This is a genomic window from Streptomyces aidingensis, assembly GCF_900112355.1.
Lineage (GTDB): Bacteria > Actinomycetota > Actinomycetes > Streptomycetales > Streptomycetaceae > Streptomyces > Streptomyces aidingensis.
The window spans coordinates 75,164-100,555 of the sequence record NZ_FOLM01000017.1; the positions used below are offsets into that span (position 1 = coordinate 75,164).

A 25,392-nucleotide genomic window follows, 5' to 3' on the forward strand; every position below is an offset into this window, starting at 1 on the left:
CCGAGTACCGGTCGATCCCTGGCCTTCCCGCCGGATGTCCGGGGTTCTTTTCTTCCGCCGGCCGACTACTCAGCGTAGCGTCTTCCCCATGACCGAGACCTTCGCCTCCGCCGCTGCTTCCGGCCCTTCGGTGAGCCCCGCCCTGCGGGTGCCGGCCGCCGGGCCGGCCGAGGCCGCCGCGTTCTTCCTCTCCCGGCTGACGTTCCAGGCCGATGTCAGCGATGTGCACCTGTCGCTGGAATCCGGGGCGCCGGGCTTTGTGCTGGCCGACTCGCGCTCGTCCGCGAGCTGGGCGCAGGGCCGCATCCCGGGCGCCGTGCACCTGCCGACCGCGGACATCCCGGCACGCGCCGGGGACCTGCTGGACCCCGCCGTGCCGGTGATCACCTACTGCTGGGGGCCGGCCTGTGACGGCGCGACCCGCGCCGCGCTGGCGCTCGCCCGCCTCGGCTACCGGGTGAAGGAGATGATCGGCGGGATGGAGTACTGGATCCGCGAGGGCCTCCCGGTGGCGACCGACACCGGCACCGAGCGCCGTGCCGCGGACCCGCTCACCGCTCCGGTCGCCGCGGTGACGTGCGGCTGCTAGGCACTGCCCGGCGGGTCATGTGGCCGTGAGGGCCCCACGTTGGTTCGTGCGGGCCGGTCTGCGTCCGGCGGCGAGGCGTTTCGGCCCTTCGGGCGGGGCAGGACCGCCAGTGCGGTGTCTGCGATGTTCCGCAGCGTCTCCGGGGCCAGACCGGCCTTGCCCACCGCCTCGATACCGCGGACCACGGTCAGCAGCAGTGCCGCCAGCCGCTCCGGATCCGCAGTGCTGTCGATGTCGCCGTGGCGCTGGGCGGCGCTGATCTCCATCCGCAGCAGGGTCAGCAGTGCCGTCATGGTCTCGGCCGACCGTCCGGCGACCGTCGGATCGTGCTGGGCCAGTTCCGCCGTCCCCTTGGCCAGCAGGCACCCGCGGCGCTCGGTGTCGGAGGCGGTGTTCGCCGCCATGAGGTGCAGGTATCCCGACAGCCGGGCCAGGGCCTCGGCGTCCGGGCCGCCGGTCAGCCGCCCTTCGGCCACCTCGACGACTGCGGTGCACCAGTCGTCGAACACCCGGTGGAACAGCCTGCCCTTGTCGCCGAATGCGCCGTACAGGCTGCCCTTGCCCAGACCGGTCGCCCGGGCGATGTCGTCCATCCGGGTTCCCGCATAGCCGGTCGCCCAGAACTGTTCCCTGGCCCGCTCCAGGGCCTGGCGTTCGTCGAATGCGCGTGGTCTCGGCATGGCCTCAGCCTAGTCATTCTTGACTCGATCGTCCATTACCGCCTACGTTATGGACGATCCATTCCACAATCGAAGGGTTCGACATGCCAGGCGTGCTGCAGGAGAAGGTGGCCGTGATCACCGGCGGGAGCAGCGGGATCGGGCTGGCCATCGCCCACCGCTTCGCCGGGGAGGGTGCACGGGTCTTCGTGACCGGCCGGGACATCGACCGCCTCGAAGCGGCGGTCAAGGAGATGGGCCCGGCGGCCACCGGCGTACGATCCGATGTCTCGGTCCTGGCCGACCTGGACGCGCTCTACGCGCGAGTCCGCGAGGAGGCCGGACGCATCGACGTGCTGGTGGCCAACGCGGGAGTCGTCGCGGACGCCGCGCTCGGCGCCCACACCGAGGCGAACGTCGACCTGACGCTCGCCGTCAACGTCAAGGGCCCGCTGTTCACCGTCCAGAAGGCACTCCCGCTCCTGGCGGAGAGCGCCTCCATCCTGGTCATCGGCTCCAGCAACAGCGTGCGCCCCAATGAACAGCTCGAGGTCTACAGCGCCTCGAAGGCGGCATTGAGCAACCTCGTGCACAACTGGGCCCGGCAGTCACGACAGCGCCGGTTCCGGGTCAACGTGCTCAGCCCGGGACCCACGCGGACCCCCGGCCTGCTGCGCGCCGCGGGGCCGGACGCCGACCGGTTCGCCGAGGCCGTCGTGCCACTGGGACGGCTGGCCGACGCCACGGAAATCGCCGACGCCGCCCTCTTCCTGGCTTCGGACGCCTCGTCGTTCGTCACCGGCGCCGAACTCTTCGCCGACGGCGGCTACATCCGGGCCTGAACGACGGCCGGTGGCGCGCATCCGGTTCCCCCGCAGCGATGGGGCGCACTCCCGGCAAGGAGAGCGTGGCCGCGGGCTTCCCGGCGGTTCCGGAATTCTTAACCGAGCCTTATGCCCGCCTCAAGAGAGGTCCAGACCCTTGCCCAGTGGTCTGGACCTCTCTACTGTCCGGTGGCGTCGGACGGCGTTCGCACCGGTAACGCCGCTTCCTTTCGCATCATCCGGACACAGGAGCACCGTTGAGCAAGGGCACACGGGCCAGGAGCAGACTCAAGGCGAGACTTGTCGCCGTCGCCGCGGCACTGGCCGTACCACTGGGCGGCATCGTCGTCCTGGCAGGCAACGCGGGCGCGGCGGGCGAGGTCACCGCCGCATACGCCAAGGGATCGGCCTGGGACACCGGCTTCAACGGCCAGTGGATCATCGAGAACGGCACCGACACGCCCACCGAGGGCTGGACCCTGGAGTGGGACTTCCCCTCCGGCACCGAGGTCACCTCCCTGTGGAACGGGGTCATGACCCGGGACGGCGACCACTACACCGTCACCCATGAGAGCTGGAACGGGACGCTGGCCCCGGGCGCCACGGCCACCGTGGGCTTCGGCGCCACCGGCGACGGCGAGCCGCTGAACTGCACCATCAACGGCCGCCCCTGCGCGGGCGACCCGGTGGACCCCGACCCGACCGGGGGCACCACCGACGGCGGCACCACCGACGGCGGCGGCTCGGCGGACGGCGGGACCACCGACGGCGGGACCGACTCGGGCGGCACCACCGGCGGCACGGACCCCGACCCCGACCCGGTCGAACCGGGCGCCCATGTCAACCTCGGCTACTTCACCGAGTGGGGCATCTACCAGCGCGACTACCAGGTCAGGAACATCGCGGCCTCCGGCTCCGCCGAGAAGCTCACCCACATCAACTACGCCTTCGGCAACGTCCAGGGCGGCAAGTGCGTGATGGGCGACGCCTACGCCGCCACCGACAAGGCGTTCACCGCGGCCGAGAGCGTGGACGGCGTCGCCGACACCTGGGACCAGCCGCTGCGCGGCAACTTCAACCAGCTCAAGAAGCTGAAGGAGCAGTACCCGCATCTGAAGGTCCTCTGGTCCTTCGGCGGCTGGACCTGGTCCGGCGGCTTCGGCGAGGCCATGCAGAACCCGGCGGCGTTCGCCCGGTCCTGCTACGAGCTGGTCAACGACCCGCGCTGGGACGGCGTCTTCGACGGCATCGACCTGGACTGGGAATACCCCAACGCCTGCGGCGAGAAGTGCGACACCAGCGGCCCGCGCGCCTTCGGCGACATGATGAAGGCGTTCCGCGCCGCCTTCGGCGATCAGCTCGTCACCGCCGCCATCACCGCCGACGCCTCGGCCGGCGGCAAGATCGACGCCTCCGACTACGGCTACGGAGCCGAGTACGCCGACTACATCTCGGTCATGGCCTACGACTTCTTCGGCGCCTGGGCGGCCCAGGGCCCGACCGCCCCGCACTCCCCGCTCACCCCGTACGACGGCATCCCGCAGGACGGCTTCACCGCCGACCAGGCCATCCAGAAGCTCAAGGCGCAGGGCGTGCCCGCCAGAAAGCTGCTGCTGGGCATCGGCTTCTACGGCCGCGGCTGGACCGGCGTCGGCCAGGCCGAGCCCGGCGGCTCCGCCACCGGCCCGGCGCCCGGCACCTATGAGCAGGGCATCGAGGACTACAAGGTCCTGGCCGCCCGCTGCCCGGCCACCGGTACCATCGCGGGCACCGCCTACGCCAAGTGCGGCAGCGAATGGTGGAGCTACGACACCCCGGAGACCATCCGCGCCAAGATGGCCTATGCCAGGCAGCAGGGCCTGGGCGGCGCCTTCTTCTGGGAGCTGAACGGCGACACCGCCGACGGCGAGCTCATCACCGCCATGCACACCGGCCTGACGCAGTGAACCGGTAGCGGCACGGCACAGCCCACGCATGCACCGGACCCCGGGACGGCAGCCGCCGGCCGCCCGGGGTCCGGGCCTGTCCGGGCCCGCCCGCCGAACCGTACTCCCCCGGGCCGCGTGTCATGATCACACCGCCGTTCGTCCCACACCGAGGAGGCCGTTGTGAGCCAGGAGCGAGTGACCGTCGTCAGCGGCGGAAGCCGGGGCATCGGGGCGGCGATCTGCCGCCGGCTGGCGGCCGACGGACACCATCTGGTGATCGGCTACCGTGCCGACCACGCCTCCGCCGAGGCCGTCGCCTCCGACGTCCGGCAGGCCGGCCGCAGGTGCCTGACCGTGCCGATGGACGTCGCCGACGAGGCCGCCGTCGACCGCCTCTTCGACACCGCCGCCGGGCTCGGCCCGGTCACCGGCCTGGTCAACAACGCGGGCGTCAGCGGCCCCAACGGCCGCCTCGCCGACGCCGACGCCGAGGGCATGCGCCGCGCCCTGGAGGTGAACGTGCTCGGCTATCTGCTCTGCGCCCGCCGCGCGATCCGCGACATGAACCGCAACGGCACAGGCGGTGCCATCGTCAGCATCTCCTCCACCGCCGCCACCCTCGGCAGCCCGGGCCAGTATGTGCACTATGCCGCCGCCAAGGCCGCCGTGGACGCCATGACGACCGGGCTGGCCAAGGAGGTCGCGGCCGAGGGCATCCGGGTCAACTGCGTGGCCCCCGGCACCGTCTGGACGGCCTTCCACGAGGACCCCGAGCGCCCCGCCAAGGTCGCCAGGATCATCCCCATGGGCCGCGCCGGCCGGCCCGAGGAGATCGCCGGCGCCGTCTCCTGGCTGCTCTCCGACGACGCCTCCTACACCACCGGTGCCGTCCTCCGCGTCTCCGGCGGCCTGTAGCACCGGCGACGGACGCCTCCGGCGGCCGGGAGTCCCAGACCCGGATGCCCGCCGGAGCTCCGCCGAGGCCGGAAACCGGACAGTTCCGGGAGACTGGCGGTGTGGAGGATACGGAAGCGGCGCTGTGGACGGCGCGGGCACTGGTACTGGCGGATCTGCGGGCCTGCGGGCTGGACCGGGCCGAGGTGGTGTCCAGGCTGGACGCGGCCCTGGCCCACCGGCGCTGGTGGGTGGGCCAGTGGCCGGAAGGCGCCGCCTTTGTGCCCGGTCTGCTGGCCCAGGACATACAGGACGCGCTGCTGGAGACGGCCGGGCGGTGGCCCGCGTGCCCGCGCTGCACGGTGCACGGCCAGGAGACCCCGCACTGCCTTGATGTGCAGCCGGAACTCGGGCCCGACCCGCACTGGACCTGCCCGGCGACGGGGGCCGTGCTGGCACCGGTCGGCCGGCTCGGCGAGGCGCTGACCTGACGCCGCGACCATTTTGGTCCAGACCTCTTGACCACTGGTCCAGACCTCTTTACGCTCCCGGATATCTGCTGTGAGCGCGCCATGACAACAATGCCTGCCGCGCGCTCACGGGCGGCGCAGATTCCCCCAGATCTGTCCGACCGACTCCGGGAGTTCCCTTGAAATCAAGGATCTCAGCACGGCTTCCCGTCCTGTGGCGCAGAGCCCCCCACACCCCACCGCACGGCCCGCGGATCCGGCGCCGGCTGGTCGCGCTGCTGGCCGTGCTCGCGCTGCCGGTCACCGGCCTGGTGCTGCTGGCCAGTCCGGCCCAGGCGGCCACCGCCTCCGCGACCTTCGCCAAGGTGTCGGAGTGGGACACCGGCTTCACCGGGCAATGGACCATCACCAACACCGGCGGCTCCTCGCTCGACGGCTGGACCCTGGAGTGGGACTTCCCCTCCGGCACCAGCGTCGGCTCACTCTGGAACGGGGTGCTGACCACCAGCGGCAACCACTACACGGTCACCAACGCGAGCTGGAACGGCACCCTGGCACCGGGCCAGTCCGCCACCGTCGGCTTCTCCGGCAGCGGCAACGGCAACCCGAGCGGCTGCACCATCAACGGCGAGCCCTGTGACGGCGGGGGCGGCACGGACGGCGGCACCACCAACGGCGGCACCACCGACGGAGGAACGACGGACGGAGGAACGACCGACGGCGGCACCACCGACGGAGGAACGACCGACGGCGGCACCACGGACGGCGGGACCACGGACGGCGGCACCACCGGGGGCAACGGCGAGCCGCCGACCGACCAGGTCAATGTCGGCTACTTCACCGAGTGGGGCGTCTACGGCCGCAACTACCACGTCAAGAACATCGACACCTCCGGCTCGGCGGCCAAGCTGACCCACATCAACTACGCCTTCGGCAATGTGACCAACGGGCGCTGCGTCATGGGCGACTCCTATGCCGCCATCGACAAGGCGTACACCGCGGCCGACAGCGTGGACGGCGTCGCCGACACCTGGGACCAGCCGCTGCGCGGCAACTTCAACCAGCTCATGAAGCTCAAGGAGAAGCACCCGCATCTGAAGATCGTGTGGTCCTTCGGCGGCTGGACCTGGTCCGGCGGCTTCGGCGAGGCCATGCAGAACCCGGCCGCGTTCGCCCGGTCCTGCTACGACCTGGTGCACGACCCGCGCTGGGACGGCCTGTTCGACGGCATCGACCTCGACTGGGAGTACCCCAACGCCTGCGGCCTGTCCTGCGACACCAGCGGGCCGGAGGTCTTCGAGGACATGATGCGGGCCTTCCGCCAGGTCTTCGGCAATGAGCTGGTCACCGCCGCGATCACCGCGGACGCCTCCTCCGGCGGCAAGATCGACGCCGCCGACTACGCGGGCGGCGCCCAGTACGCGGACTATCTGCACGTCATGACCTACGACTTCTTCGGCGCCTGGGCCGCCCAGGGCCCGACCGCCCCGCACTCCCCGCTGCACTCCTACAGCGGCATTCCGCAGGCCGGGTTCAACGCCGACGCCGCCATCCAGAAGCTCAAGGCCAAGGGCGTCCCGGCGGCCAAGCTCACGCTCGGCATCGGCTTCTACGGCCGCGGCTGGACCGGCGTCACCCAGTCCGCCCCCGGCGGCACCGCCACCGGCCCGGCGCCCGGCACCTATGAGCAGGGCATCGAGGACTACAAGGTGCTCAGGAACTCCTGCCCCGCCACCGGGCTGATCGCCGGCACCGCCTACGCCCACTGCGGCTCCAACTGGTGGAGCTACGACACCCCGCAGACCATCGCCGGAAAGATGGACTACGTCCAGCAGCAGGGCCTGGCCGGCGCCATGTTCTGGGAACTCAGCGGCGACACCGCCAACGGCGAACTCATCACCGCCATCAACAACGGCCTCGACTGACCGGCCCCGGCAGCACCACAGGCCGCAGCCGGGGAGACGGACCCGCCCGCCGTCTCCCCGGCTGCTCCATGCCCGCCGGGGGAAGCTGCTCAGGCGACGTTGACCCGGTGGCCCGGCGGGGCGGCCTCCAGCCAGGCGAGGAAACCGGTGAGGGCGTCCTCGCTCATGGCGAGCTCCAGATCCCGGGTGTCGTGACGGCAGGTGAGGACCATGGCGCCGGGCAGCAGGGCGAGTTCCTCGTCACCGTGCGGGCGACGGCGCTCCCGGACCTGGATCAGATCGCGCTCCAGCACCATCCGGGGGCGGAAGGCGTAGGAGAACACCCGGAACCACTCGATGTGGTCGCCGTTGTAGCGGGCCACGCCGTAGATCCAGCCCTTGCCCGTGGACTCGCCCGCCACCGGCGCCTTCCAGCGCGCCGAGCAGTCGAAGGTGCCGCCCGCCCGCTGGATCACGCGCCGGCGCACGCCGAAGGCGAGCAGGCCCAGAAGTATCAGCGCCAGGGCCGCGCCGCACACCGTCAGAGCGAGGACCATCCCGCCGACCTCCTCGCCTCCGTTGCGCCGCCCGCGCCGTCACCCGTGGTGCCGGATGGGCCGGACGGCAGACCGTCAGATGTGTTCCCTCGATAATGGGGGACGGATGACCATGAGCGCCGCTCCACATGATGTTGCACGCATCACGCGTCACGGCGCTCCCCGGGCATCTGTTCTCCGGGTGGTCCTCAGCGGGCGACGGCAGCCGCCTCCAGGCGGACCGCCGCGCGCCGCTCGGCGGAGGCGTCGGTCTCGGCCCTGGCCTCCTCCAGCGCCCGTTCCGCGCGCGCGACATCGATCTCGTCCGCCAGCTCGGCGGTCTCCGCCAGCAGCGACAGCTTACCGTCCGTGTAGGACAGGAAACCGCCGTGCACCGCGGCGACCACCGTGCCCTCACCGGTCTCACCCGTCGTCCGGATGGTCACCGGCCCGGTCTCCAGCACACCCAGGTACGGCTGGTGGCCCGGCATGATCCCGATGTCGCCGGCCGTGGTGCGCGCGACGACCAGGCCGGCCTCGCCCGACCACACCTTGCGGTCCGCGGCGACCAGCTCGACGTGCAGCTCAGCCACGATGGTTCCTCTCGGCTAGGGATGGCGGCGGGTGCGGGGCACGCACGGCGCACGGTCCGGCATCCCGGCCGCAACCGGCCGGATGCCCCGCGCCCGCCGGGGGTTCGGTGGCGCCGTCAGGAGACGCCGAGCCGCTTGGCCGCGGCCTTCAGGTCGTCCAGACCGCCGCACATGAAGAACGCCTGCTCCGGGAAGTGGTCGAACTCGCCGTCCGCGATCGCGTTGAACGCGGCGATCGACTCGTCCAGCGGCACATCGGAGCCGTCCAGACCGGTGAACTGCTTCGCCGCGTGGGTGTTCTGCGACAGGAAGCGCTCGATCCGGCGGGCCCGGCTCACCGTGAGCTTGTCCTCTTCCGAGAGCTCGTCGATACCGAGAATGGCGATGATGTCCTGGAGGTCCTTGTACTTCTGCAGGATCCCCTTCACCCGGGTGGCGCACTGGTAGTGGTCCTCGGAGATGAACCGCGGGTCCAGGATCCGGGAGGTGGAGTCCAGCGGGTCCACCGCCGGGTAGATGCCCTTCTCCGAGATCGGCCGGGACAGCACCGTGGTGGCGTCCAGGTGGGCGAAGGTGGTGGCCGGCGCCGGGTCGGTCAGGTCGTCCGCGGGCACATAGATCGCCTGCATGGAGGTGATGGAGTGACCGCGGGTGGAGGTGATCCGCTCCTGGAGCTGACCCATCTCGTCCGCCAGGTTCGGCTGGTAGCCCACCGCGGAGGGCATGCGGCCCAGCAGGGTGGACACCTCGGAACCGGCCTGGGTGAAGCGGAAGATGTTGTCGATGAAGAACAGCACGTCCTGCTTCTGGACGTCCCGGAAGTACTCGGCCATGGTCAGGCCGGCCAGGGCGATGCGCAGCCGGGTCCCCGGGGGCTCGTCCATCTGGCCGAAGACCAGGGCGGTCTGCGGGAGCACCCCGGAGTCCGCCATCTCGTGGATCAGGTCGTTGCCCTCACGGGTCCGCTCGCCCACACCGGCGAACACCGACACGCCCTCGTGCAGCCGGGCCACCCGGATGATCATCTCCTGGATGAGCACCGTCTTGCCCACTCCGGCGCCGCCGAACAGGCCGATCTTGCCGCCCTTGACGTACGGGGTGAGCAGGTCCACGACCTTCAGGCCGGTCTCGAACATCTCGGTCTTGGACTCGAGCTGGTCGAAGGCCGGGGCCTGGCGGTGGATCTCCCAGCGCTCGGTGATCTCGCTCTCGGCCTCGGGCTCGTTGAGCACCTTGCCGAGCACGTTGAACACCCGGCCCTTGGTGACATCGCCGACCGGCACCGAGATGCCCTTGCCGCTGTCGGTCACCGGGGCCTGGCGGACCAGGCCGTCGGTGGGCTCCATGGCGATGGCGCGCACCAGGCCCTCACCGAGGTGCTGGGCGACCTCCAGGGTCAGCGTCTTGGTCTCGCCCTCGGCGGCCGGGTCCGGGACCTGGACCGTCAGGGCGTTGTACATGTCGGGCATCGCGTCGACGGGGAACTCCACGTCGACGACCGGACCGATGACCCGGGCGACGCGGCCCGCCGCCGTGGCCGTCTCAGTAGCAGTAGTCATGGATTACCTGTCACTCCCCGCGGTCGCGTCGGCCAGGGCGTTGGCGCCACCGACGATCTCGCTGATTTCCTGGGTGATGTCGGCCTGACGGGCCTGGTTGGCAAGGCGCGTCAGGGTCCGGATGAGCTCCTCGGCGTTGTCGGTGGCCGACTTCATCGCCCGGCGGGTGGCAGCGTGCTTGGAGGCCGCCGACTGCAGCAGGGCGTTGTAGATCCGGCTCTCGACATAGCGCGGCAGCAGCGCGTTCAGCACCTGCTCCGGGCTCGGCTCGAACTCGTAGAGCGGGTGCGCCTCGCGTCCCTTCACAAAGGTCTCGGCCGACTCCTCGGCCGAGGTGCTGAAGGTCAGCGGCAGCAGCCGGAGCTGCTCCGGACGCTGGGTGAGCATGGAGACGAACTCGGTGTAGACGATGTGGATCTCGTCCACCCCGCCGTCCTCGGTCTTCTTCTCCACGGCGGCGAGCAGCGGCGCGGCCACCGCCTTGGCGTCGGCGTACTCCGGGCTGTCGGAGAAGCCCGTCCAGGACTCGGCGATCGGCCGCTCCCGGAAGTTGTAGTAGCCCACGCCCTTGCGGCCCACCACATAGTGGTCGACCTCCAGGCCGCGCGCCACCAGGGCGGAGGTGAGATGCTCCGCCGCCTTGATGGCGTTGCTGTTGTACCCGCCGGCCAGTCCGCGGTCGCTGGTGATCAGCAGCACCGCGGCCCGGCGCGGCCGGTCCACCTCGGTGGTGAGCGGGTGCTTGACGTCGGACGAGGCGGCCACCGCGGTGACCGCCTTGGTCAGCTCGTCGGCGTACGGCGTGGAGGCGTTCACCCTGCGCTGTGCCTTGAGGATGCGCGAGGCGGCGATCATCTCCATCGCCCGGGTGATCTTCTTGGTCGCGGTGACGGATTTGATCCGCCGCTTGTAGACCCTGAGCTGCGCTCCCATGGGCTCAGTCCTCGCCCAGCAGCTTGCCGTCCGCGGTCTGGTAGCCCTTCTTGAACTCGGTGACCGCCTCACGGATGGCCTGGACGGTGTCGTCGGCCATCTTGCCGCCCTCGCGGATGGAGCGCATCAGGTCGCTCTTGGCGCTGTGCATGTGCTCCAGCAGCTCCTTCTCGAAGCGCCGGATCTCCTCCGCCGGGACGTCGTCCATCAGCCCGTTGGTGCCGGACCAGATCGAGACCACCTGGTCCTCGGTCGGGTAGGGGTTGTACTGGTCCTGCTTGAGCAGCTCCACCATGCGCTTGCCGCGCTCCAGGGCCGCCTTGGAGGCCGCGTCCAGGTCGGAGCCGAAGGCGGCGAACGCCTCCAGCTCGCGGTACTGGGCCAGGTCCACCCGGAGCGAGCCGGTGATCTGCTTCACCGCCGGGTGCTGGGCCGAGCCGCCCACCCGGGAGACCGAGATGCCGACGTTCAGCGCCGGGCGGACGCCCGCGTTGAACAGGTCGGACTCCAGGAAGCACTGGCCGTCGGTGATGGAGATGACGTTGGTCGGGATGTAGGCCGAGACGTCGTTGGCCTTGGTCTCCACAACCGGCAGACCGGTCATGGAACCGGCGCCCATCTCGTCGGACAGCTTGGCGCAGCGCTCCAGCAGCCGGGAGTGCAGGTAGAAGACGTCACCGGGGTAGGCCTCGCGGCCCGGCGGGCGGCGCAGCAGCAGCGACACCGCGCGGTAGGCCTCGGCCTGCTTGGACAGGTCGTCGAAGACGATCAGGACGTGCTTGCCCTGGTACATCCAGTGCTGGCCGATGGCCGAGCCGGTGTAGGGGGCCAGGTACTTGAAGCCGGCCGGGTCGGACGCCGGGGCCGCCACGATGGTGGTGTACTCCAGGGCGCCGGCCTCCTCCAGAGCGGCCCGCACCGAGGCGATGGTGGAGCCCTTCTGGCCGATGGCCACATAGATGCAGCGGACCTGCTTGGCCGGGTCCCCGGTCTTCCAGTTGGCCCGCTGGTTGATGATGGTGTCCACGGCGAGGGCCGTCTTGCCGGTCTGCCGGTCGCCGATGATGAGCTGGCGCTGGCCGCGGCCGATCGGAGTCATGGTGTCCACGGCCTTGTAGCCGGTCTCCATGGGCTCGTGCACCGACTTGCGCTGCATGACCGTGGGGGCCTGGAGTTCCAGCGCCCGGCGGCCCTCGGTGGCGATCTCGCCCAGGCCGTCCACCGGGTTGCCCAGCGGGTCCACGACGCGGCCGAGGTAGCCCTCGCCCACCGCCACGGAGAGCACCTCGCCGGTGCGGCGCACCGGCTGGCCCTCCTCGATGCCGCCGAACTCACCGAGGACGATGGCACCGATCTCGCGCTCCTCCAGGTTCAGGGCGAGACCGAGCGTCCCGTCCTCGAACCGGAGCAGTTCGTTCGCCATGGCCGAGGGCAGCCCCTCGACCTTCGCGATGCCGTCACCGGCAACGCTGACCTTGCCGACCTCTTCGCGCGAGGCCGTGTCCGGCGTGTACGACTGGACGAATTCCTCCAGCGCCTCCCGGATCTCATCCGGCCGGATCGTAAGCTCCGCCATCTGGGTTCCCTGCTCTCCTTGTTGGGACCGTAAGGTTTGGTACGGCCCAACGCGGGCCGCTGAATGTTTGGGGGTGGGCGCGGACTCGGCGAGGATGTCCGGCCGCCGGGCGGTCAGCCCGCCAGCCGCCGGTTCACCTCGTCCAGCCGTTCGGCGACGGTGCCCTGGATGACCTCGTCCCCGATCCGCACCGAGATCCCGCCGAGGACCGACGGGTCCACGTCGGCGTTCAGCCGGATCGGCCGGCCGTAGAGCCTGGCCAGTGCGTCACCGAGGCGCCGGCGCTGCCGGTCGTCGAGCGGAACCGCGGTGACCACCACCGCGACCGAGCGGTTGCGCCGCTCCGCCGCCAGCTTGATCAGGTCCTCCAGTCCGCTTTCCAGACTACGGCCTCGCGGATGTTCCACGAGGCGGACCACCAGCCGCTCGGTCACGGCCTGGGACCGGCCGCCGAGCAGCCTGCGGACCAGGGAGACCTTGGCCTGCCGGGCCTCGTCCCCGGCCAGCCGGCCGGCCAGCGCGGAGCGCAGCCCGGGGTCGGCGGCGACGATCCGGCCGAACCGGAACAGCTCGTCCTCCACCGCCTCCAGCGCCCCGGCCCGCTCGGCCGCGATCAGATCGGCGGTGTCGGCCAGTTCCTCCACCGCGTCCACCAGGTCGCGGGGGGCGGACCAGCGGGAGCGGACCATCCCGGACACCAGATCGACGGTCTCGCCGCCGACCTGGCCGCCCAGCAGCCGCCCGGTGAGCTCGGCCTTGCGCGCACCGTCCTGCGAGGGATCGGTGAGCACCCGGCGCAGCGCGACCTCGCGGTCCAGCAGCGCGGTGACCGAGGCCAGCTCGGCGGCGAGCCCGGCCGGATCGACGGAGGTGGAGTCCGCCAGCACGTTCAGCCGCTCCCGGGCCGCGGCCCGGGCCTCGCGGCTCGCGGTGGCCCGGCTCATCGGGCCGCCTCGGCGGCCTCGGCGCGGCCTTCCAGCTCTTCGAGGAAGCGGTCGATCACGCGGCTCTGCCGGGCGTGGTCCTCCAGGGACTCCCCGACCAGACGGCCGGCCAGCTCGGTGGCGAGCCGGCCGATGTCCTGGCGCAGGGTCTCGGCGGTCTGCCGGCGCTCGGCCTCGATCTGGGCGTGACCGGCGGCGATGATCTCCTCGCGCTGCCGACGGCCCTCGTCGCGCATCTCCGCGATCAGGGTGGCGCCCTGCTCGCGGGCCTCCTCCCGCAGCCGCGCGGCCTCGTGCCGGGCCTCGGCCAGCCGCTCCCGGTACTCCTCCAGCGTCTGCCGGGCCTCGGCCTGCGCGGCCTCGGCCTTCTCCATGCCGCCCTCGATGGCGGCCCGCCGCTCCTCCAGCGCCTTGTTGACGGCGGGCAGCAGCTTCTTGTGGAAGACGAGGTAGATGATCCCGAGGGCGAGCAGACCGATGACGATCTCGGGCCATGCGGGCAGCAGCGGGTTCTGCGCTTCCTCCGCGGCCAGGTGAATCATCATGGTGCCCCTTCCGTCCGTCCGGCCGTGCGTCCGGCCGGGTGTGCGTGGGTGTCCGTCGTCATCAGTAGATGAACGGGACGACGAAACCGATCAGGGCCAGGGCCTCGACCAGGGCGAAGCCCAGCAGCATGTTCTGCCGGATGAGGCCGGCGGCCTCCGGCTGGCGGGCGATGGCCTGCACGCCGTTGCCGAAGATGTAGCCGATGCCGATGCCGGCGCCGATGGCGGCAAGGCCGTAGCCGACGGTGCCGATGTTGCCCTCGATGCCGGCGGCCAGGAGCTCAGTGGACATGCTTGTTGTTTCCTTCTCTTCTCAGGCCGGCGGGCGATGGTCCGCCGGTCCGTGACGGGGTTTGCCGGGACAGGTGTGGTCTGGTGGCCCGGGGCGGTGGAGCGCCCCCGGACGTCAGTGCGCCTCTTCCAGTGCTCCGGAGATGTAGGTGGCGGTCAGCACGGTGAAGACGTACGCCTGGAGAGCCTGGATGAAGATTTCGAACGCCGTGATGAGCAGGGTCATCACCAGCGAGGTGACGGAGAACAGGGCACCGATGTGCGGGCCCGCCATGTACCAGGCGCCGATCAGGAAGACCAGGATCAGCACATGGCCCGCGAACATGTTGGCGAACAGCCGGACCGCGAGGGTGAAGGGCCGCACAAAGACGTTGGACAGCAGCTCCAGCGGGGTGAGGATCACATAGATCCCCTTGGGCAGTCCGCCGGGGACGCACAGATTCCGCATACCGCCGGCGAACCCGTGGGCCCGGAAGGTGATCGTCATATAGGTGACCCACACCACCAGGGTGAGAGCGACCGGGAAGCCGATGATCGAGGAGACCGGGATCTGGGCCACCGGGATGATGGCCCACATATTGAAGGCCCAGACCAGGAAGAACAGCGACACCAGCAGCGGCACATACTTCTCGCCCTGCTTGCCGATCACCTCCCGGGCGATCCCGCGGCGCACGAAGTCGTACAGCACCTCCGCGACCATCTGGAGCTTGCCGGGCACCACCTTCGGCTTGGCGAAGGCCGCCCAGAAGAAGCCGATCACCACGGCGATGCTCAGCAGCGCGAGCAGCATCGGCTTGGTGAACTCCACCGGCCCGAGGGTGAAGATCGGCTCGAACTCGAAGGACCACAGCGAAGGCGCGGGATAGCCGCAGTCCCCGAACAGATGACAGTCGGTCTCGAAGGCGAGCAACTCGTCGCTCTTCACCTCGGACTCCTTCGGGCGTGAGGCATGGATACGGCAACCTCCTGTGTCGGCGTGGCGACACGCCGCGCGACGGCACTGGACAGGACAGGGCGGGGGAAGAGCGGCCCGGCATGCCGGGGGGACGGCTCGGCATCCGGGGACGGACCGTCCCGCCCGCCCCGTGATGCTCTGGCCTCCGCCGGGTTGTCGCGAGGGACGATAGCAGTCCGGCCGTCCGCGCTCGGCGGCCCCCCTGACCTGCGGGCCCCCGGACTCATGGGAGCTTCCGGGAGGGGGCGGCGGACGACGGGACGGACGCCGGTGCGCCGGCCCCGCCCGGCGGCTCGGCGGGCTCCGCGGACTCGGGCACCACATAGGCGGTCTTGACCCGGAGGTTGCTCCAGAGCTGTCCGCCCAGCCAGGCGACCAGGCCGGCCATCACTCCCGCGCCGAAGGCCCGTCCGTCCAGGAAGGACGCGTCGCGCAGCAGGACGGTGAGGATCATCAGGATGCCGACCTTGGCGACGTAGACCGCCATCGCGGCACCCATGAGGAGGTCCGGCCAGCGCTGCGCCACCTTGGCGAGCACCAGCTGGCCGGAGCCGAAGAAGGCGCCGGCCACCAGTACCCCGGCGACGGCGGCCAGGGCCGTGTCCGTTCCGCCGGTCACGGCTCCGGCCGGGGCCGCGAGAATCCCTGCCACGGCAGTGGGGATCGCGGCGCCACGGATGATCCGGGCGTCGTTGGACTGCATGCGAAGCCTCTCGGCACGGGGGGTACTGGTCGTCATCGACGAGCGCGTCCCGGGCGGAAGCTGCCGAGAACAGCACCTGAATGCCGGGACTCGTGAACGGTATCACAAACTTTTTGGTCTGGTCTTTACCCTCATCGTGTGCAGGAACTCACACCGGAGAGGTAAAGCCTGCCCCGCTGAGCAGACAAAACCGGGCACATCTGCTACATGCACCAAGCGCGCGCAACGCCACATCAAAGAACATGTAAAGCGCCTTGCCGGGTTCCGGTCCGCTACCGTCCCCGGTTGCGGACGGCAGCCGCGGACCGGCGCCGGGCGGTGAACCGGTGGCGCTCCCCCACCGCCGTCGCCCCGCCCAGCGAGCGCATCGGCACCCGTGACCCGTCCGGGGCGGGCTCCGTGCCGCCGTTGACCTGGGCCGGCGCCCGGTCGTGCGGCGCGGGCTCCGCCTCCGGCACCGGGCGGCGCCGCCGGTAGCGGGGCGGCACAAAGCGCTGCGCCCACTCCGGCACCCGCGGCCGGAAGCGCGGCAGCAGCAGGACGACCAGGCCCGCGGCGCTCAGCGTCAGAATCGTCGGGATCAGCCACAGGCTGTCCGAGCGGATGGAGAAGCCCACGATCGCGAAGGCGATCAGCGCCGACCAGAAGTACATGATCAGCACCGCGCGGCTGTGCGAGTGGCCGATCTCCAGCAGCCGGTGATGCAGATGGCCGCGGTCGGCGGCGAACGGCGACTGGCCGTTCCAGGTGCGCCGGACGATCGCCAGCACCAGATCGACCACCGGCACCGCGATGATGGTCAGCGGCAGGATCAGCGGGATGTAGACCGGCACCATGGCATAGACCGCGCCCCGCACCGAACCGGTGAACAGCTTCATCACATCGGGGTCCACCTGCCCGGTGACCGAGACCGCGCCGGCCGCCAGCACCAGCCCCAGCAGCATGGAGCCGGAGTCCCCCATGAAGATCCGCGCCGGATGCATGTTGTGCGGCAGAAAGCCCAGGCACATGCCGATCAGGATGGCCGCGAACAGGGTGGCGGGCGCGGCGGCGCCGATCCCGTGCCCGTACCAGAGCCGGTAGGCGTAGAGGAAGAACGCCCCGGCGGCGATGCAGACCATGCCGGCGGCCAGCCCGTCCAGCCCGTCCACGAAATTGACCGCGTTGATGGTGATCACCACCAGCGCCACGGTGAGCAGGGTGCCCTGGGTCTGGGTGAGCGCCACGGTGCCCACGCCCGGCACGGGGAGCCAGAGAATGGTCAGGCCCTGGAAGACCATCACACCGGCGGCGATCATCTGGCAGCCCAGCTTGACCAGGGCGTCCACGCCCCACTTGTCGTCCAGCACGCCCAGCAGCCAGATCAGCACCGCGGCCGACAGCAGGGCGCGCGGCTCGTCCGAGGTGCGGAACACCTCGCCGATGTTGGTGAGCTGCGAGGCCACCAGCAGCCCGGCGCACAGCCCGGCGAACATGGCGATGCCGCCCAGCCGCGGGGTGGGCTCGCGGTGCACGTCCCGGGCGCGGATCGGCGGCATGGCGCCCGCCGCGATGGCGAACTTCCGCACCGGGCCGGTGAGCAGGTACGTCACGGCCGCGGCCACACAGAGCGTCAGCAGATACTCACGCACGGGCTCCCCCGGTGGTCTCGGGATCTGTCGGCAGCGCGGCCCCGCCCCGGGCGGCGTCCGGTGCCTTCCTGGACGGCACGGCGGCCGTCCCCGGTTGCGCGCGCGGACCCGGTGCCGGCGGTCGCGGGCGGCGGGCCTTCGCTTCCGCCACACACCCTAATGGCCCGGCACACCCGTCAGCGCCGTCACCACCGGATCCAGCGCCGCGTGGATCTCCTCGCCGATGGAGCGGAAGTACGGAAACGGGGCGCCGTACGGGTCCGGGACCTCGTCGGCGTCCGCGGTGGGGGCCACCAGCCAGCCGCGCAGCGCGGCGGCGGCCCGGGCCAGCGCCCGGGCCCGGGCCACCACCCCGCCCGGCGCCTCGGCCGGCGGCAGGGTGGTGACGTCGATGGCCCGCACCAGCCGGGTGAACTCCTTGAGGGTGAAGGTGCGCAGGCCCGCGGAGTGCCCCATGGAGATGACCTGGGCCCGGTGGTCGCGGGTGGCGGTGAGCACCAGATCGGCCCGGATGACATGCTCGTCCAGCAGCTCCCGGCCGGTGAAGCCGCGGGGGTCGGCGCCGTACTCGGCCAGCACCCGGGCGGCGTGCTCCTCCATGGGCGCGCCCTCGTGGCCCCAGGTGCCGGCGCTCTCCACGATCAGGCCGCCCAGTCCGCCCAGGCCCCCCAGGCCGGTGGAGCAGGCGAGCCGCTCGGTCAGCGCGCGCACGGTCAGCCGCTCGGTCATCGGTGAGCGGCAGACATTGCCGGTGCTGACATGGAGGATGCGGAAGACCGCGCCGGGCGGGCCGATGGTGCCGGGTATGCCGTCCTCCGTGGGGTCCGATGGCCGCGGACCGCGTTCCCCCCGTGCGGTCCCCGGCGTCAATGTGACGTCTCCAGGCCGGGTACGACCTTGCGCAGCTCGTCGGCGCTGATCGCGCCGGCCCGCAGCAGCACCGGTTCCGGGCCGGTGACGTCCACGATGGAGGAGGGGATGTTGTCGGCCGTGGGGCCGCCGTCCAGATAGACCGAGACGGAGTCGCCCAGCATGTCCTGCGCGGTGTCGCAGTCCTGCGGCGCGGGCCGGCCGGTGAGATTGGCGCTGGAGACCGCCATCGGCCCGACGTCCTTGAGGAGTTCCAGGGCCACCGGATGCAGCGGCATGCGCACCGCCACGGTGCCGCGGGTCTCGCCCAGGTCCCAGGTGAGCGAGGGCTGGTGGCGGGCGACGATGGTCAGCGCCCCGGGCCAGAAGGCGTCGACGAGGTCCCAGGCGGTCTCGGTCAGGCCGGTGACCAGGCCGTGCAGGGTGGTGGGCGAGCCGACCAGCACCGGGGAGGGCATATTGCGGCCTCGGCCCTTGGCCTGGAGCAGATCGCCGACGGCGGTGCGGTTGAAGGCGTCCGCGCCGATGCCGTAGACGGTGTCGGTGGGCAGGACGACGAGGTCTCCGCGCCGGACGGCGGAGGCGGCCTCCCGCAGACCGTGGGTGCGGTCTGCCACGTCGGTGCAGTCGTAGCGCCGTGGCATCAGTGGTGCTCCTTCGGCAGTGCTGGTTCTGCGGTCGTTCGGTGCGGTGCGGGTGTGCTGCGGTGCGGTGCTGCTGCGGTGGGTGCGCGGGCGGCCCGCGGCGTTCAGGGGGTGACCCGGCGGGCCGTGGTGAACCGCGGTCTGCCGGCCAGATCGGGGTGGTCGGCGGCGTCCGCCCAGCCCCGGTCCTCGGTGAAGATCCACGGCACCTGCCCGCCCTGGGTGTCCGCGTGCTCGATCACCACCACGCCGCCCGGGCGCAGCAGCCGGTGCGCGGCCACCTCCAGGCCGCGGATCAGCTCCAGGCCGTCCTCGCCGGAGAAGAGCGCCAGTTGCGGATCGTGGTCCCGGGCCTCGGGCGCCACATGCTCCCATTCGGTGAGCGGAATGTAGGGCGGATTGGAGACCACCAGGTCGACCTGGCCGTCCAGGGCGCGCAGCGCGGTGCGGGCGTCGCCGTGGTGCAGCCGCACCCGGGACCGGTCGGCGGAGCGCTCCACATTGCGCAGCGCCCAGCCCAGGGCCCGCTCGTCCAGTTCCACGGCGTGCACCCGGGCCCGCGGCACCTCCTGGGCCAGGGCGAGCGCGATGGCGCCGGAGCCGGTGCACAGATCGACGATCAGCGGCTCGGCCACGTCCATGGCGCGGACCGCGTCTATCGCCCAGCCGGCCACCGACTCGGTCTCCGGGCGCGGGACGAAAACCCCCGGCCCGACCTCCAGTTCGAGGTAGCGGAAGAAGGCCCGGCCGGTGATGTGCTGGAGCGGCTCACGGGCCTCGCGGCGGGCCACGGCCTCCCAGTAGCGGGCGTCGAACTCGGCGTCGGGCACGAGATGCAGCTTGCCGCGGTCGGTGCTGTGCACGCGGGCCGCCAGCTCCTCGGCGTCGAACCGCGGGGAGGGGACCCCCGCGTCGGCCAGCCGCTGGGTGGCCCGCGCCACCTCGGCCAGCAGCAGCGAGCGGGAGGAGCGGGATGACGGCGTCACGTGTCCATCCTAGGGCGGGCGGGATGCGGGCCGTTCCGTCGGCCGGCGGCGGGGGTCGGGCGGGTTCAGGACTGCTCGGCGAGCTTGGCGGCGGCGTCCGCGTCCACGCACGCCTGGATCACCGCGTCCAGATCGCCGCCCAGCACCTGGTCGAGGTTGTACGCCTTGTAGCCCACCCGGTGGTCGGAGATCCGGTTCTCCGGGAAGTTGTAGGTGCGTACCCGCTCGGAGCGGTCCACGGTGCGGATCTGGCTGCGGCGGGCGTCGGACGCCTCGCGGTCGGCCTCCTCCTGGGCGACGGCCAGCAGCCGGGCCCGCAGAATGCGCAGCGCCTGCTCCTTGTTCTGGAGCTGGCTCTTCTCGTTCTGGCAGGAGACCACGATGCCGGTGGGCAGGTGCGTGATGCGCACCGCCGAGTCGGTGGTGTTGACCGACTGGCCGCCGGGACCGGAGGAGCGGTAGACGTCCACGCGCAGGTCGGCCGGGCTGATCTGGACGTCGACCTCCTCCGCCTCGGGCAGCACCAGCACACCGGCGGCGGAGGTGTGGATGCGGCCGGCGGACTCGGTGGCCGGGACGCGCTGCACCCGGTGCACCCCGCCCTCGTACTTCAGCCGGGCCCACACGCCCTGGCCGGGCTCGGGGGCGCCCCGGGTCTTCACCGCGACCTGGACGTCCTTGTAGCCGCCGAGATCGGAGCCGGTGGCGTCCAGGACCTCGGTCTTCCAGCCGGCCCGCTCGGCGTAGCGCAGATACATCCGCAGCAGATCACCGGCGAACAGCGCGGACTCGTCGCCGCCCTCCCCGGCCTTGATCTCCAGGATGACGTCCTTGTCGTCGTTCGGGTCGCGGGGCAGCAGCAGGCGCCGCAGCTCCTCGGTCAGCTCCTCCTGGCGGGCCTGGAGGAGCTTGACCTCGGCGGCGAACTCCGGGTCCTCGGCCATCAGCTCCCGGGCGGCGTCGATGTCCCCGGCGTTGTCCTTCCAGGCCCGGTAGGCGGCGATCACCGGGGTCAGTTCGGCGTAGCGCTTGTTGAGTGTGCGGGCCCGGGACTGGTCGGCGTGGACCGCGGGATCGGCCAGCAGCCGTTCGAGGTCGGCATGCTCGCCGATCAGTTCCTCGACCGCCTCAAACATCGGTGGACTCCGTTGCTGCAGACATGAGTGAAAGACGGAACAGACGTACCGGGCCGGGGGCGCCGCGGCGCACCCGTGCCGACGGGCCGCGGGCCGCGCAAACGCGCGGTCCCGGCCGTCCCCGTGGGGCGGCCGGGACCGGCGCTGCGACGCGGTGGTCGGCGTTACTTCTTCTTGTTCTTGCCGAAGCGCGCCTCGAAGCGGGCCACACGGCCGCCGGTGTCGAGGATCTTCTGCTTGCCCGTGTAGAACGGGTGGCACGCGGAGCAGACCTCCGCGCGGATCTGCCCGCTGGTGACGGTGGAGCGGGTGGTGAACGAGTTGCCGCAGGTGCAGCTCACCTGGGTCTCGACGTACTCGGGGTGAATGTCGCGCTTCAAGGCATCTCCTAGATCTCGGGAGGGCGCCCGGGTCGCTCCGCCGTGCGCGTCGCGTGAACCGGGGCCGACGTCCCAGTCTGCCAGGACCGGGCCGTGTCATTCAAAACGGCCCCGTGCCACCCGCTATTCCCCTCCGTCCCGCCCCTGCGGGACCGCGCTGACCTCGGGCGACGGCTCCCGTTCCGCGACCGAGCCGCGCAGCGCCGAGGCGGGCACCGGCCGGTCCTCGCGCAGCGCGTCCCAGACCTGCCCGGCCTGGGGTTCCAGCGGCACCACCCGGTTGGGCTCCATCGGGTCGGCGGTCACCGGCAGGGTGATCAGGTCCAGGTCCTGCGGGCCGAGCCCGCGCAGGGTGCGGCCCAGCCCGGCGAGCCCGGCCACCGAGGCCAGATCGCTGTCGGTGGTGACCGCCGAGGTGGCGGCGGAGGCCAGCTCGTAGAGCCGCTTGGGGCTGCTCCACAGGTCCAGGCCGCTGATCCGCTCGGCCAGCGCCTCCAGGAAGATGTGCTGGAGGTCTATCCGGGCCAGGTCGCTGCCGTCCCCCACGGCCTTGCGGGTGCGGACCAGGGCGAGCGCCTGCTCCCCGTCGAGGTGGTGGGTTCCGGCCGGCAGGTCGAGCTTGCTGTCGGGGTCGCGCAGCGGCTCGGTGAGCGTGACGGTGACCCCGCCCAGGGTGTCCACCAGGCCGGCGAAGCCCTCGAAGTCGATCTCCAGATAGTGGTCCATGCGGATACCGGTCACGGCCTCCACCGTGCGCACCGCGCACACCGGGCCGCCGAGCGCATAGGCCTCGTTGAACATGGCCCGCGCCACGGCCGGCGTCCGGCGGCCGTCGGCGTCGGTGCAGGCCGGGCGGGGCAGAAGGGCGTCCCGCGGGATGGACACCACGGTGGCGCCGGCCCGGTCCCGGTGCAGGTGGACGACCATGGCGGTGTCCGCGCGGGCCGGGGGGCCGTCCTCGGGGTCGTGCGCCCCGCGGGCGTCGGAGCCGAGCACCAGCAGGTCCAGCGAGCCGTTGTCGTCGTCCTCGGGACGGCCGCCGCCGGAGATGTCCACCCCGTCGATGTTGCCGCTCAGCTTCAGATACAGCCCGGTCCCGGCGGCGCCGGCGACCAGCAGGGTGCCCAGCACGGCCGCCGCCACCAGCCGCCAGGTGCGTCTGCGGCGCCGCCGGAGGGAGCCGACGGCGGTGGAGCCCGCCGGGACGGGCCGGCGGTCGTCCGCGCTGCCGTTCATACGCCCAGGTACCTCTCCCGGCGGGCGGGGCGCACTCCGCCGCCCCGGCCGGCCGGTGCGTTTGCCCCGAACAGCCGATCTCCGCCAGTGTCGCCCGGGGGCGCGCCGGCCGCCTCCCGGCAGCCGCGAGGGTCGCCGTCACCTGCGGTGACGGCGGCCCTCCTGGTACGGCGCCGGGGCGGTCAGGCCGGCTGCCCGGCCGGTGTTCCCTCCCCGTCAGTCCCCGTTGCCCGGGGTGGGGGTGTTCTTCTGGATCTGGAGCAGGAACTCGGGGTTGGACTTGGTCTGCTTCATCTTGTCCAGCAGCAGCTCCACGGCCTGCTGCTTCTCCAGGGCGTGCAGCACCCGGCGGAGCTTCCAGACGATGGCCAGCTCCTCGCCGCCCATCAGGATCTCCTCCTTGCGGGTGCCGGAGGCGTCCACGTCCACGGCCGGGAAGATCCGCTTGTCGGCGAGCTTCCGGTCCAGCACCAGCTCCATGTTGCCGGTGCCCTTGAACTCCTCGAAGATCACCTCGTCCGCCCGGGAGCCGGTCTCCACCAGCGCGGTGGCCAGGATGGTCAGCGAGCCGCCGTCCTCGATGTTCCGCGCGGCGCCGAAGAACTTCTTCGGCGGGTAGAGCGCGGTGGAGTCCACACCGCCGGACATGATCCGCCCGGAGGCCGGGGCCGCCAGGTTGTAGGCACGGCCCAGCCGGGTGATGGAGTCCAGCAGCACCACCACGTCATGGCCCAGCTCCACCAGCCGCTTGGCCCGCTCGATGGCCAGCTCGGCGACGACCGTGTGGTCCTCGGCCGGGCGGTCGAAGGTGGAGGAGATGACCTCGCCCTTCACCGAACGCTGCATGTCGGTGACTTCCTCGGGCCGCTCGTCCACCAGCACCACCATCAGGTGGCACTCGGGGTTGTTGCGGGTGATCGAGTTGGCGATGGCCTGCATGATCATGGTCTTGCCGGCCTTGGGCGGCGAGACGATCAGACCGCGCTGGCCCTTGCCGATCGGCGCCACCAGATCGATGATCCGCGGGGTGAGCGCCCCCGGGTCGGTCTCCAGGCGCAGCCGCTCCTGCGGGTACAGCGGGGTCAGCTTGTTGAACTCGGGGCGCTGGCGGGAGACTTCGGACGACATGCCGTTGACCGAGTCCAGCCGGACCAGGGCGTTGAACTTCTCCCGGCGCTCACCCTCGCGGGGCTGGCGCACCGCACCGGTGACATGGTCGCCCTTGCGCAGGCCGTTCTTGCGGACCTGGGCGAGGGAGACATAGACGTCGTTCGGGCCCGGCAGATAGCCGGAGGTGCGCACAAAGGCGTAATTGTCCAGGATGTCCAGGATGCCGGCCACCGGGATGAGCACGTCGTCCTCGGTGATCTGCGGCTCGCCCGACTCCTCGCGCCCCCGGCGGCGGCGGTCGCGGTAGCGGCCGCGGCGGCCCCGGCGCCCGCCCTCGAAGTCGTCGTCCCGGCCGTCGCGGCCGTCGCGGCCGTCCCGGCCCCGGCCGCTCTGCTGGCCCTGGCCACCGCCCTGCTGGCCCTGGCCACCGCCCTGCTGGCGGTCCTGCCGGTCCTGGCGGTCCTTGCCGCGCCGCTCCCGCTTGCCCTGGCGCTCCTGGCCGTCCTCCCGGCCGCCGCCCTCGCCGGCCCGCGCCTGGTCCCGGGAGCCCTCGGTCCTGGGCTCCGCCGCGGTCCGCGCGGACTCCCGCTGCGCGGCCTCGGTGACGCCCTCCGCCTGGACGGGGGCCGTCCCGCCGCCCTGCTGCTGGGCCGGCTGGGCCGGCTGGGCCGGCTGGGCCTGGGCCGCGGCGGCCTGCTCCCCGGTGCGCGCCCGGGAGGTGGCCCGGCGCTTGGGCTTCTCCGGCTTCTCGCCGGCCGGCGCGGCGGTCTGCTCGGCGGCGGCCGGGGCGGCGGACTCGGCGGGCCTGCCCTCGGCGCCCGCCCCGCCGTTGCCGCCGCCGACGGCGGCCTGCTTCTCCTTGATGACCTCGATCAGTTGGCCCTTGCGCATCCGCGCGGTGCCCCTGATGCCAAGGGCGGACGCAACCTGCTGGAGCTCCGCCAGCACCATGCCCTCCAGGCCGGTGCCGGAACGCCGACGCCGCGGGGCGCGGCTGGGGGCAGCGTCCGTGCTGGACGCGGTGGCATCACCGGAGGTCTGGTCTGCGGTGTCGGCACTCACGCCCATCAGATCGGTGGTGTCGCTCACGAAGGGTCCTTCCCTGGAGCGGACGTCGGCCTGTCTGGCTCGGCGACCGGTCGTGCTGTCCGGCTGCGGTCCCGTCGGTGAGGTCCGTCGGACCGGGCCGGGCGGTGGATTCCGCCGTTCCCTGTGTGTGGCGGAAGGAATGGGTTTGACGGTTGGTGCGGGGCGATCGTCACGGATCGTTTTGCACCGGCTCCGGAGCATGCTCGGCACTGCCTGGCAGGCTGCTGAGGCAGAGGAGGCTCCCGAAGAGAGGCGGTCCCAGCGAAGTGGGGCCAGGAATAGCGTGCCGTCCCTGGATGCGTCCGGTGGCTGTCGTCCCCCGCCGGAGCGTCCCGAGCGGGAGAACCCGCATGGTCGGTACGCGTAGACCTTGAGATTAACACTACCGGATGCCGATGCATTCCCCC

Annotated in this window: 25 protein-coding genes; 6 read left to right on the forward strand and 19 right to left on the reverse strand. The window is 71.7% G+C overall.

What is annotated here, in order from left to right:
• Positions 1-88 precede the first annotated feature (88 nt).
• Positions 89-589 (forward strand): rhodanese-like domain-containing protein, encoded by a 501-nt coding sequence (locus BM242_RS24050; protein ID WP_217652580.1) that lies wholly within the window; start codon positions 89-91, stop codon positions 587-589.
• Here the strand turns inward: BM242_RS24050 and BM242_RS24055 are convergent.
• Positions 586-1,269, reverse strand: a complete 684-nt coding sequence (locus BM242_RS24055) for a TetR/AcrR family transcriptional regulator (RefSeq protein WP_093841016.1) — start codon at positions 1,267-1,269, stop codon at positions 586-588. The two genes, BM242_RS24050 and BM242_RS24055, sit on opposite strands and share 4 nt — an antisense overlap.
• An 83-nt stretch (positions 1,270-1,352) precedes the next feature.
• On the opposite strand from BM242_RS24055, the gene BM242_RS24060 reads away from it, so the two are divergent.
• From BM242_RS24060 to BM242_RS24080, 5 genes are all read left to right on the forward strand, one after another.
• Positions 1,353-2,090, forward strand: coding sequence for an SDR family NAD(P)-dependent oxidoreductase (locus BM242_RS24060; protein WP_093841017.1), 738 nt, complete (start codon positions 1,353-1,355; stop codon positions 2,088-2,090).
• 302 nt (positions 2,091-2,392) lie between these two features.
• Complete coding sequence (locus tag BM242_RS24065; protein WP_425443925.1) at positions 2,393-4,018, forward strand: glycosyl hydrolase family 18 protein; 1,626 nt, start codon at positions 2,393-2,395, stop codon at positions 4,016-4,018.
• Between the two features lie 162 nt (positions 4,019-4,180).
• Positions 4,181-4,915 carry an SDR family NAD(P)-dependent oxidoreductase gene (locus BM242_RS24070; RefSeq protein WP_093841019.1) on the forward strand — a complete coding sequence of 245 codons (735 nt, stop codon included), beginning with the start codon at positions 4,181-4,183 and terminating at the stop codon, positions 4,913-4,915.
• A 101-nt stretch (positions 4,916-5,016) separates the two neighbouring features.
• Entirely contained in the window at positions 5,017-5,385 is a 369-nt protein-coding gene (locus BM242_RS24075; protein WP_093841020.1) for a hypothetical protein, read from the forward strand.
• Positions 5,386-5,675: 290 nt separating this feature from the next.
• Positions 5,676-7,289, forward strand: a complete 1,614-nt coding sequence (locus tag BM242_RS24080; RefSeq protein WP_425443926.1) for a glycosyl hydrolase family 18 protein — start codon at positions 5,676-5,678, stop codon at positions 7,287-7,289.
• 89 nt (positions 7,290-7,378) lie between these two features.
• Here the strand turns inward: BM242_RS24080 and BM242_RS24085 are convergent, their stop codons facing one another.
• The 18 genes from BM242_RS24085 to rho form a co-directional block, all read right to left on the reverse strand.
• Positions 7,379-7,825: a DUF2550 domain-containing protein gene (locus tag BM242_RS24085; RefSeq protein WP_093841021.1), complete on the reverse strand. Its 447-nt coding sequence runs from the start codon at positions 7,823-7,825 to the stop codon at positions 7,379-7,381.
• Between the two features lie 188 nt (positions 7,826-8,013).
• Positions 8,014-8,397 carry a F0F1 ATP synthase subunit epsilon gene (locus BM242_RS24090; RefSeq protein ID WP_093841022.1) on the reverse strand — a complete coding sequence of 128 codons (384 nt, stop codon included), beginning with the start codon at positions 8,395-8,397 and terminating at the stop codon, positions 8,014-8,016.
• A gap of 116 nt (positions 8,398-8,513) precedes the next feature.
• Positions 8,514-9,956 (reverse strand): F0F1 ATP synthase subunit beta, encoded by a 1,443-nt coding sequence (atpD, locus tag BM242_RS24095; RefSeq protein WP_093841023.1) that lies wholly within the window; start codon positions 9,954-9,956, stop codon positions 8,514-8,516.
• A gap of 3 nt (positions 9,957-9,959) precedes the next feature.
• Entirely contained in the window at positions 9,960-10,889 is a 930-nt protein-coding gene (locus tag BM242_RS24100) for a F0F1 ATP synthase subunit gamma (RefSeq protein ID WP_093841024.1), read from the reverse strand.
• 4 nt (positions 10,890-10,893) lie between these two features.
• The gene (gene atpA / locus BM242_RS24105) at positions 10,894-12,465 is read right to left on the reverse strand and encodes a F0F1 ATP synthase subunit alpha (protein ID WP_093841025.1); all 1,572 of its coding nucleotides are present in this window, start codon (positions 12,463-12,465) and stop codon (positions 10,894-10,896) included.
• 113 nt (positions 12,466-12,578) lie between these two features.
• Positions 12,579-13,409 (reverse strand): F0F1 ATP synthase subunit delta, encoded by an 831-nt coding sequence (locus tag BM242_RS24110; protein ID WP_093841026.1) that lies wholly within the window; start codon positions 13,407-13,409, stop codon positions 12,579-12,581.
• Positions 13,406-13,951, reverse strand: coding sequence for a F0F1 ATP synthase subunit B (locus BM242_RS24115; RefSeq protein ID WP_093841052.1), 546 nt, complete (start codon positions 13,949-13,951; stop codon positions 13,406-13,408). Before BM242_RS24115 ends, BM242_RS24110 begins: the two co-directional genes overlap by 4 nt.
• 64 nt (positions 13,952-14,015) lie before the next feature.
• Positions 14,016-14,246 (reverse strand): ATP synthase F0 subunit C, encoded by a 231-nt coding sequence (gene atpE / locus BM242_RS24120; protein WP_093841027.1) that lies wholly within the window; start codon positions 14,244-14,246, stop codon positions 14,016-14,018.
• A 114-nt stretch (positions 14,247-14,360) separates the two neighbouring features.
• Positions 14,361-15,170: a F0F1 ATP synthase subunit A gene (atpB, locus tag BM242_RS24125; RefSeq protein ID WP_245834470.1), complete on the reverse strand. Its 810-nt coding sequence runs from the start codon at positions 15,168-15,170 to the stop codon at positions 14,361-14,363.
• A 253-nt stretch (positions 15,171-15,423) separates the two neighbouring features.
• A complete protein-coding gene (locus BM242_RS24130; RefSeq protein WP_139238427.1) occupies positions 15,424-15,939 on the reverse strand; it encodes a Cg1360 family ATP-synthase-associated protein in 516 nt (171 codons plus the stop codon).
• Between the two features lie 236 nt (positions 15,940-16,175).
• The gene (locus BM242_RS24135) at positions 16,176-17,534 is read right to left on the reverse strand and encodes an MraY family glycosyltransferase (protein ID WP_093841030.1); all 1,359 of its coding nucleotides are present in this window, start codon (positions 17,532-17,534) and stop codon (positions 16,176-16,178) included.
• 156 nt (positions 17,535-17,690) lie between these two features.
• Positions 17,691-18,341, reverse strand: coding sequence for an arsenate reductase/protein-tyrosine-phosphatase family protein (locus tag BM242_RS24140; protein WP_093841053.1), 651 nt, complete (start codon positions 18,339-18,341; stop codon positions 17,691-17,693).
• Positions 18,342-18,400: 59 nt separating this feature from the next.
• A complete protein-coding gene (locus BM242_RS24145; protein WP_093841031.1) occupies positions 18,401-19,048 on the reverse strand; it encodes an L-threonylcarbamoyladenylate synthase in 648 nt (215 codons plus the stop codon).
• 104 nt (positions 19,049-19,152) lie between these two features.
• Positions 19,153-20,034, reverse strand: coding sequence for a peptide chain release factor N(5)-glutamine methyltransferase (prmC, locus tag BM242_RS24150; protein WP_093841032.1), 882 nt, complete (start codon positions 20,032-20,034; stop codon positions 19,153-19,155).
• A 65-nt stretch (positions 20,035-20,099) separates the two neighbouring features.
• Positions 20,100-21,170: a peptide chain release factor 1 gene (gene prfA / locus BM242_RS24155; RefSeq protein ID WP_093841033.1), complete on the reverse strand. Its 1,071-nt coding sequence runs from the start codon at positions 21,168-21,170 to the stop codon at positions 20,100-20,102.
• A gap of 164 nt (positions 21,171-21,334) precedes the next feature.
• Positions 21,335-21,550 (reverse strand): 50S ribosomal protein L31, encoded by a 216-nt coding sequence (rpmE, locus tag BM242_RS24160; RefSeq protein WP_093841034.1) that lies wholly within the window; start codon positions 21,548-21,550, stop codon positions 21,335-21,337.
• 123 nt (positions 21,551-21,673) lie between these two features.
• Complete coding sequence (locus BM242_RS24165) at positions 21,674-22,786, reverse strand: LCP family protein (protein ID WP_093841035.1); 1,113 nt, start codon at positions 22,784-22,786, stop codon at positions 21,674-21,676.
• A 216-nt stretch (positions 22,787-23,002) separates the two neighbouring features.
• Positions 23,003-24,985 (reverse strand): transcription termination factor Rho, encoded by a 1,983-nt coding sequence (gene rho, locus BM242_RS24170; RefSeq protein ID WP_093841036.1) that lies wholly within the window; start codon positions 24,983-24,985, stop codon positions 23,003-23,005.
• Positions 24,986-25,392 lie beyond the last annotated feature (407 nt).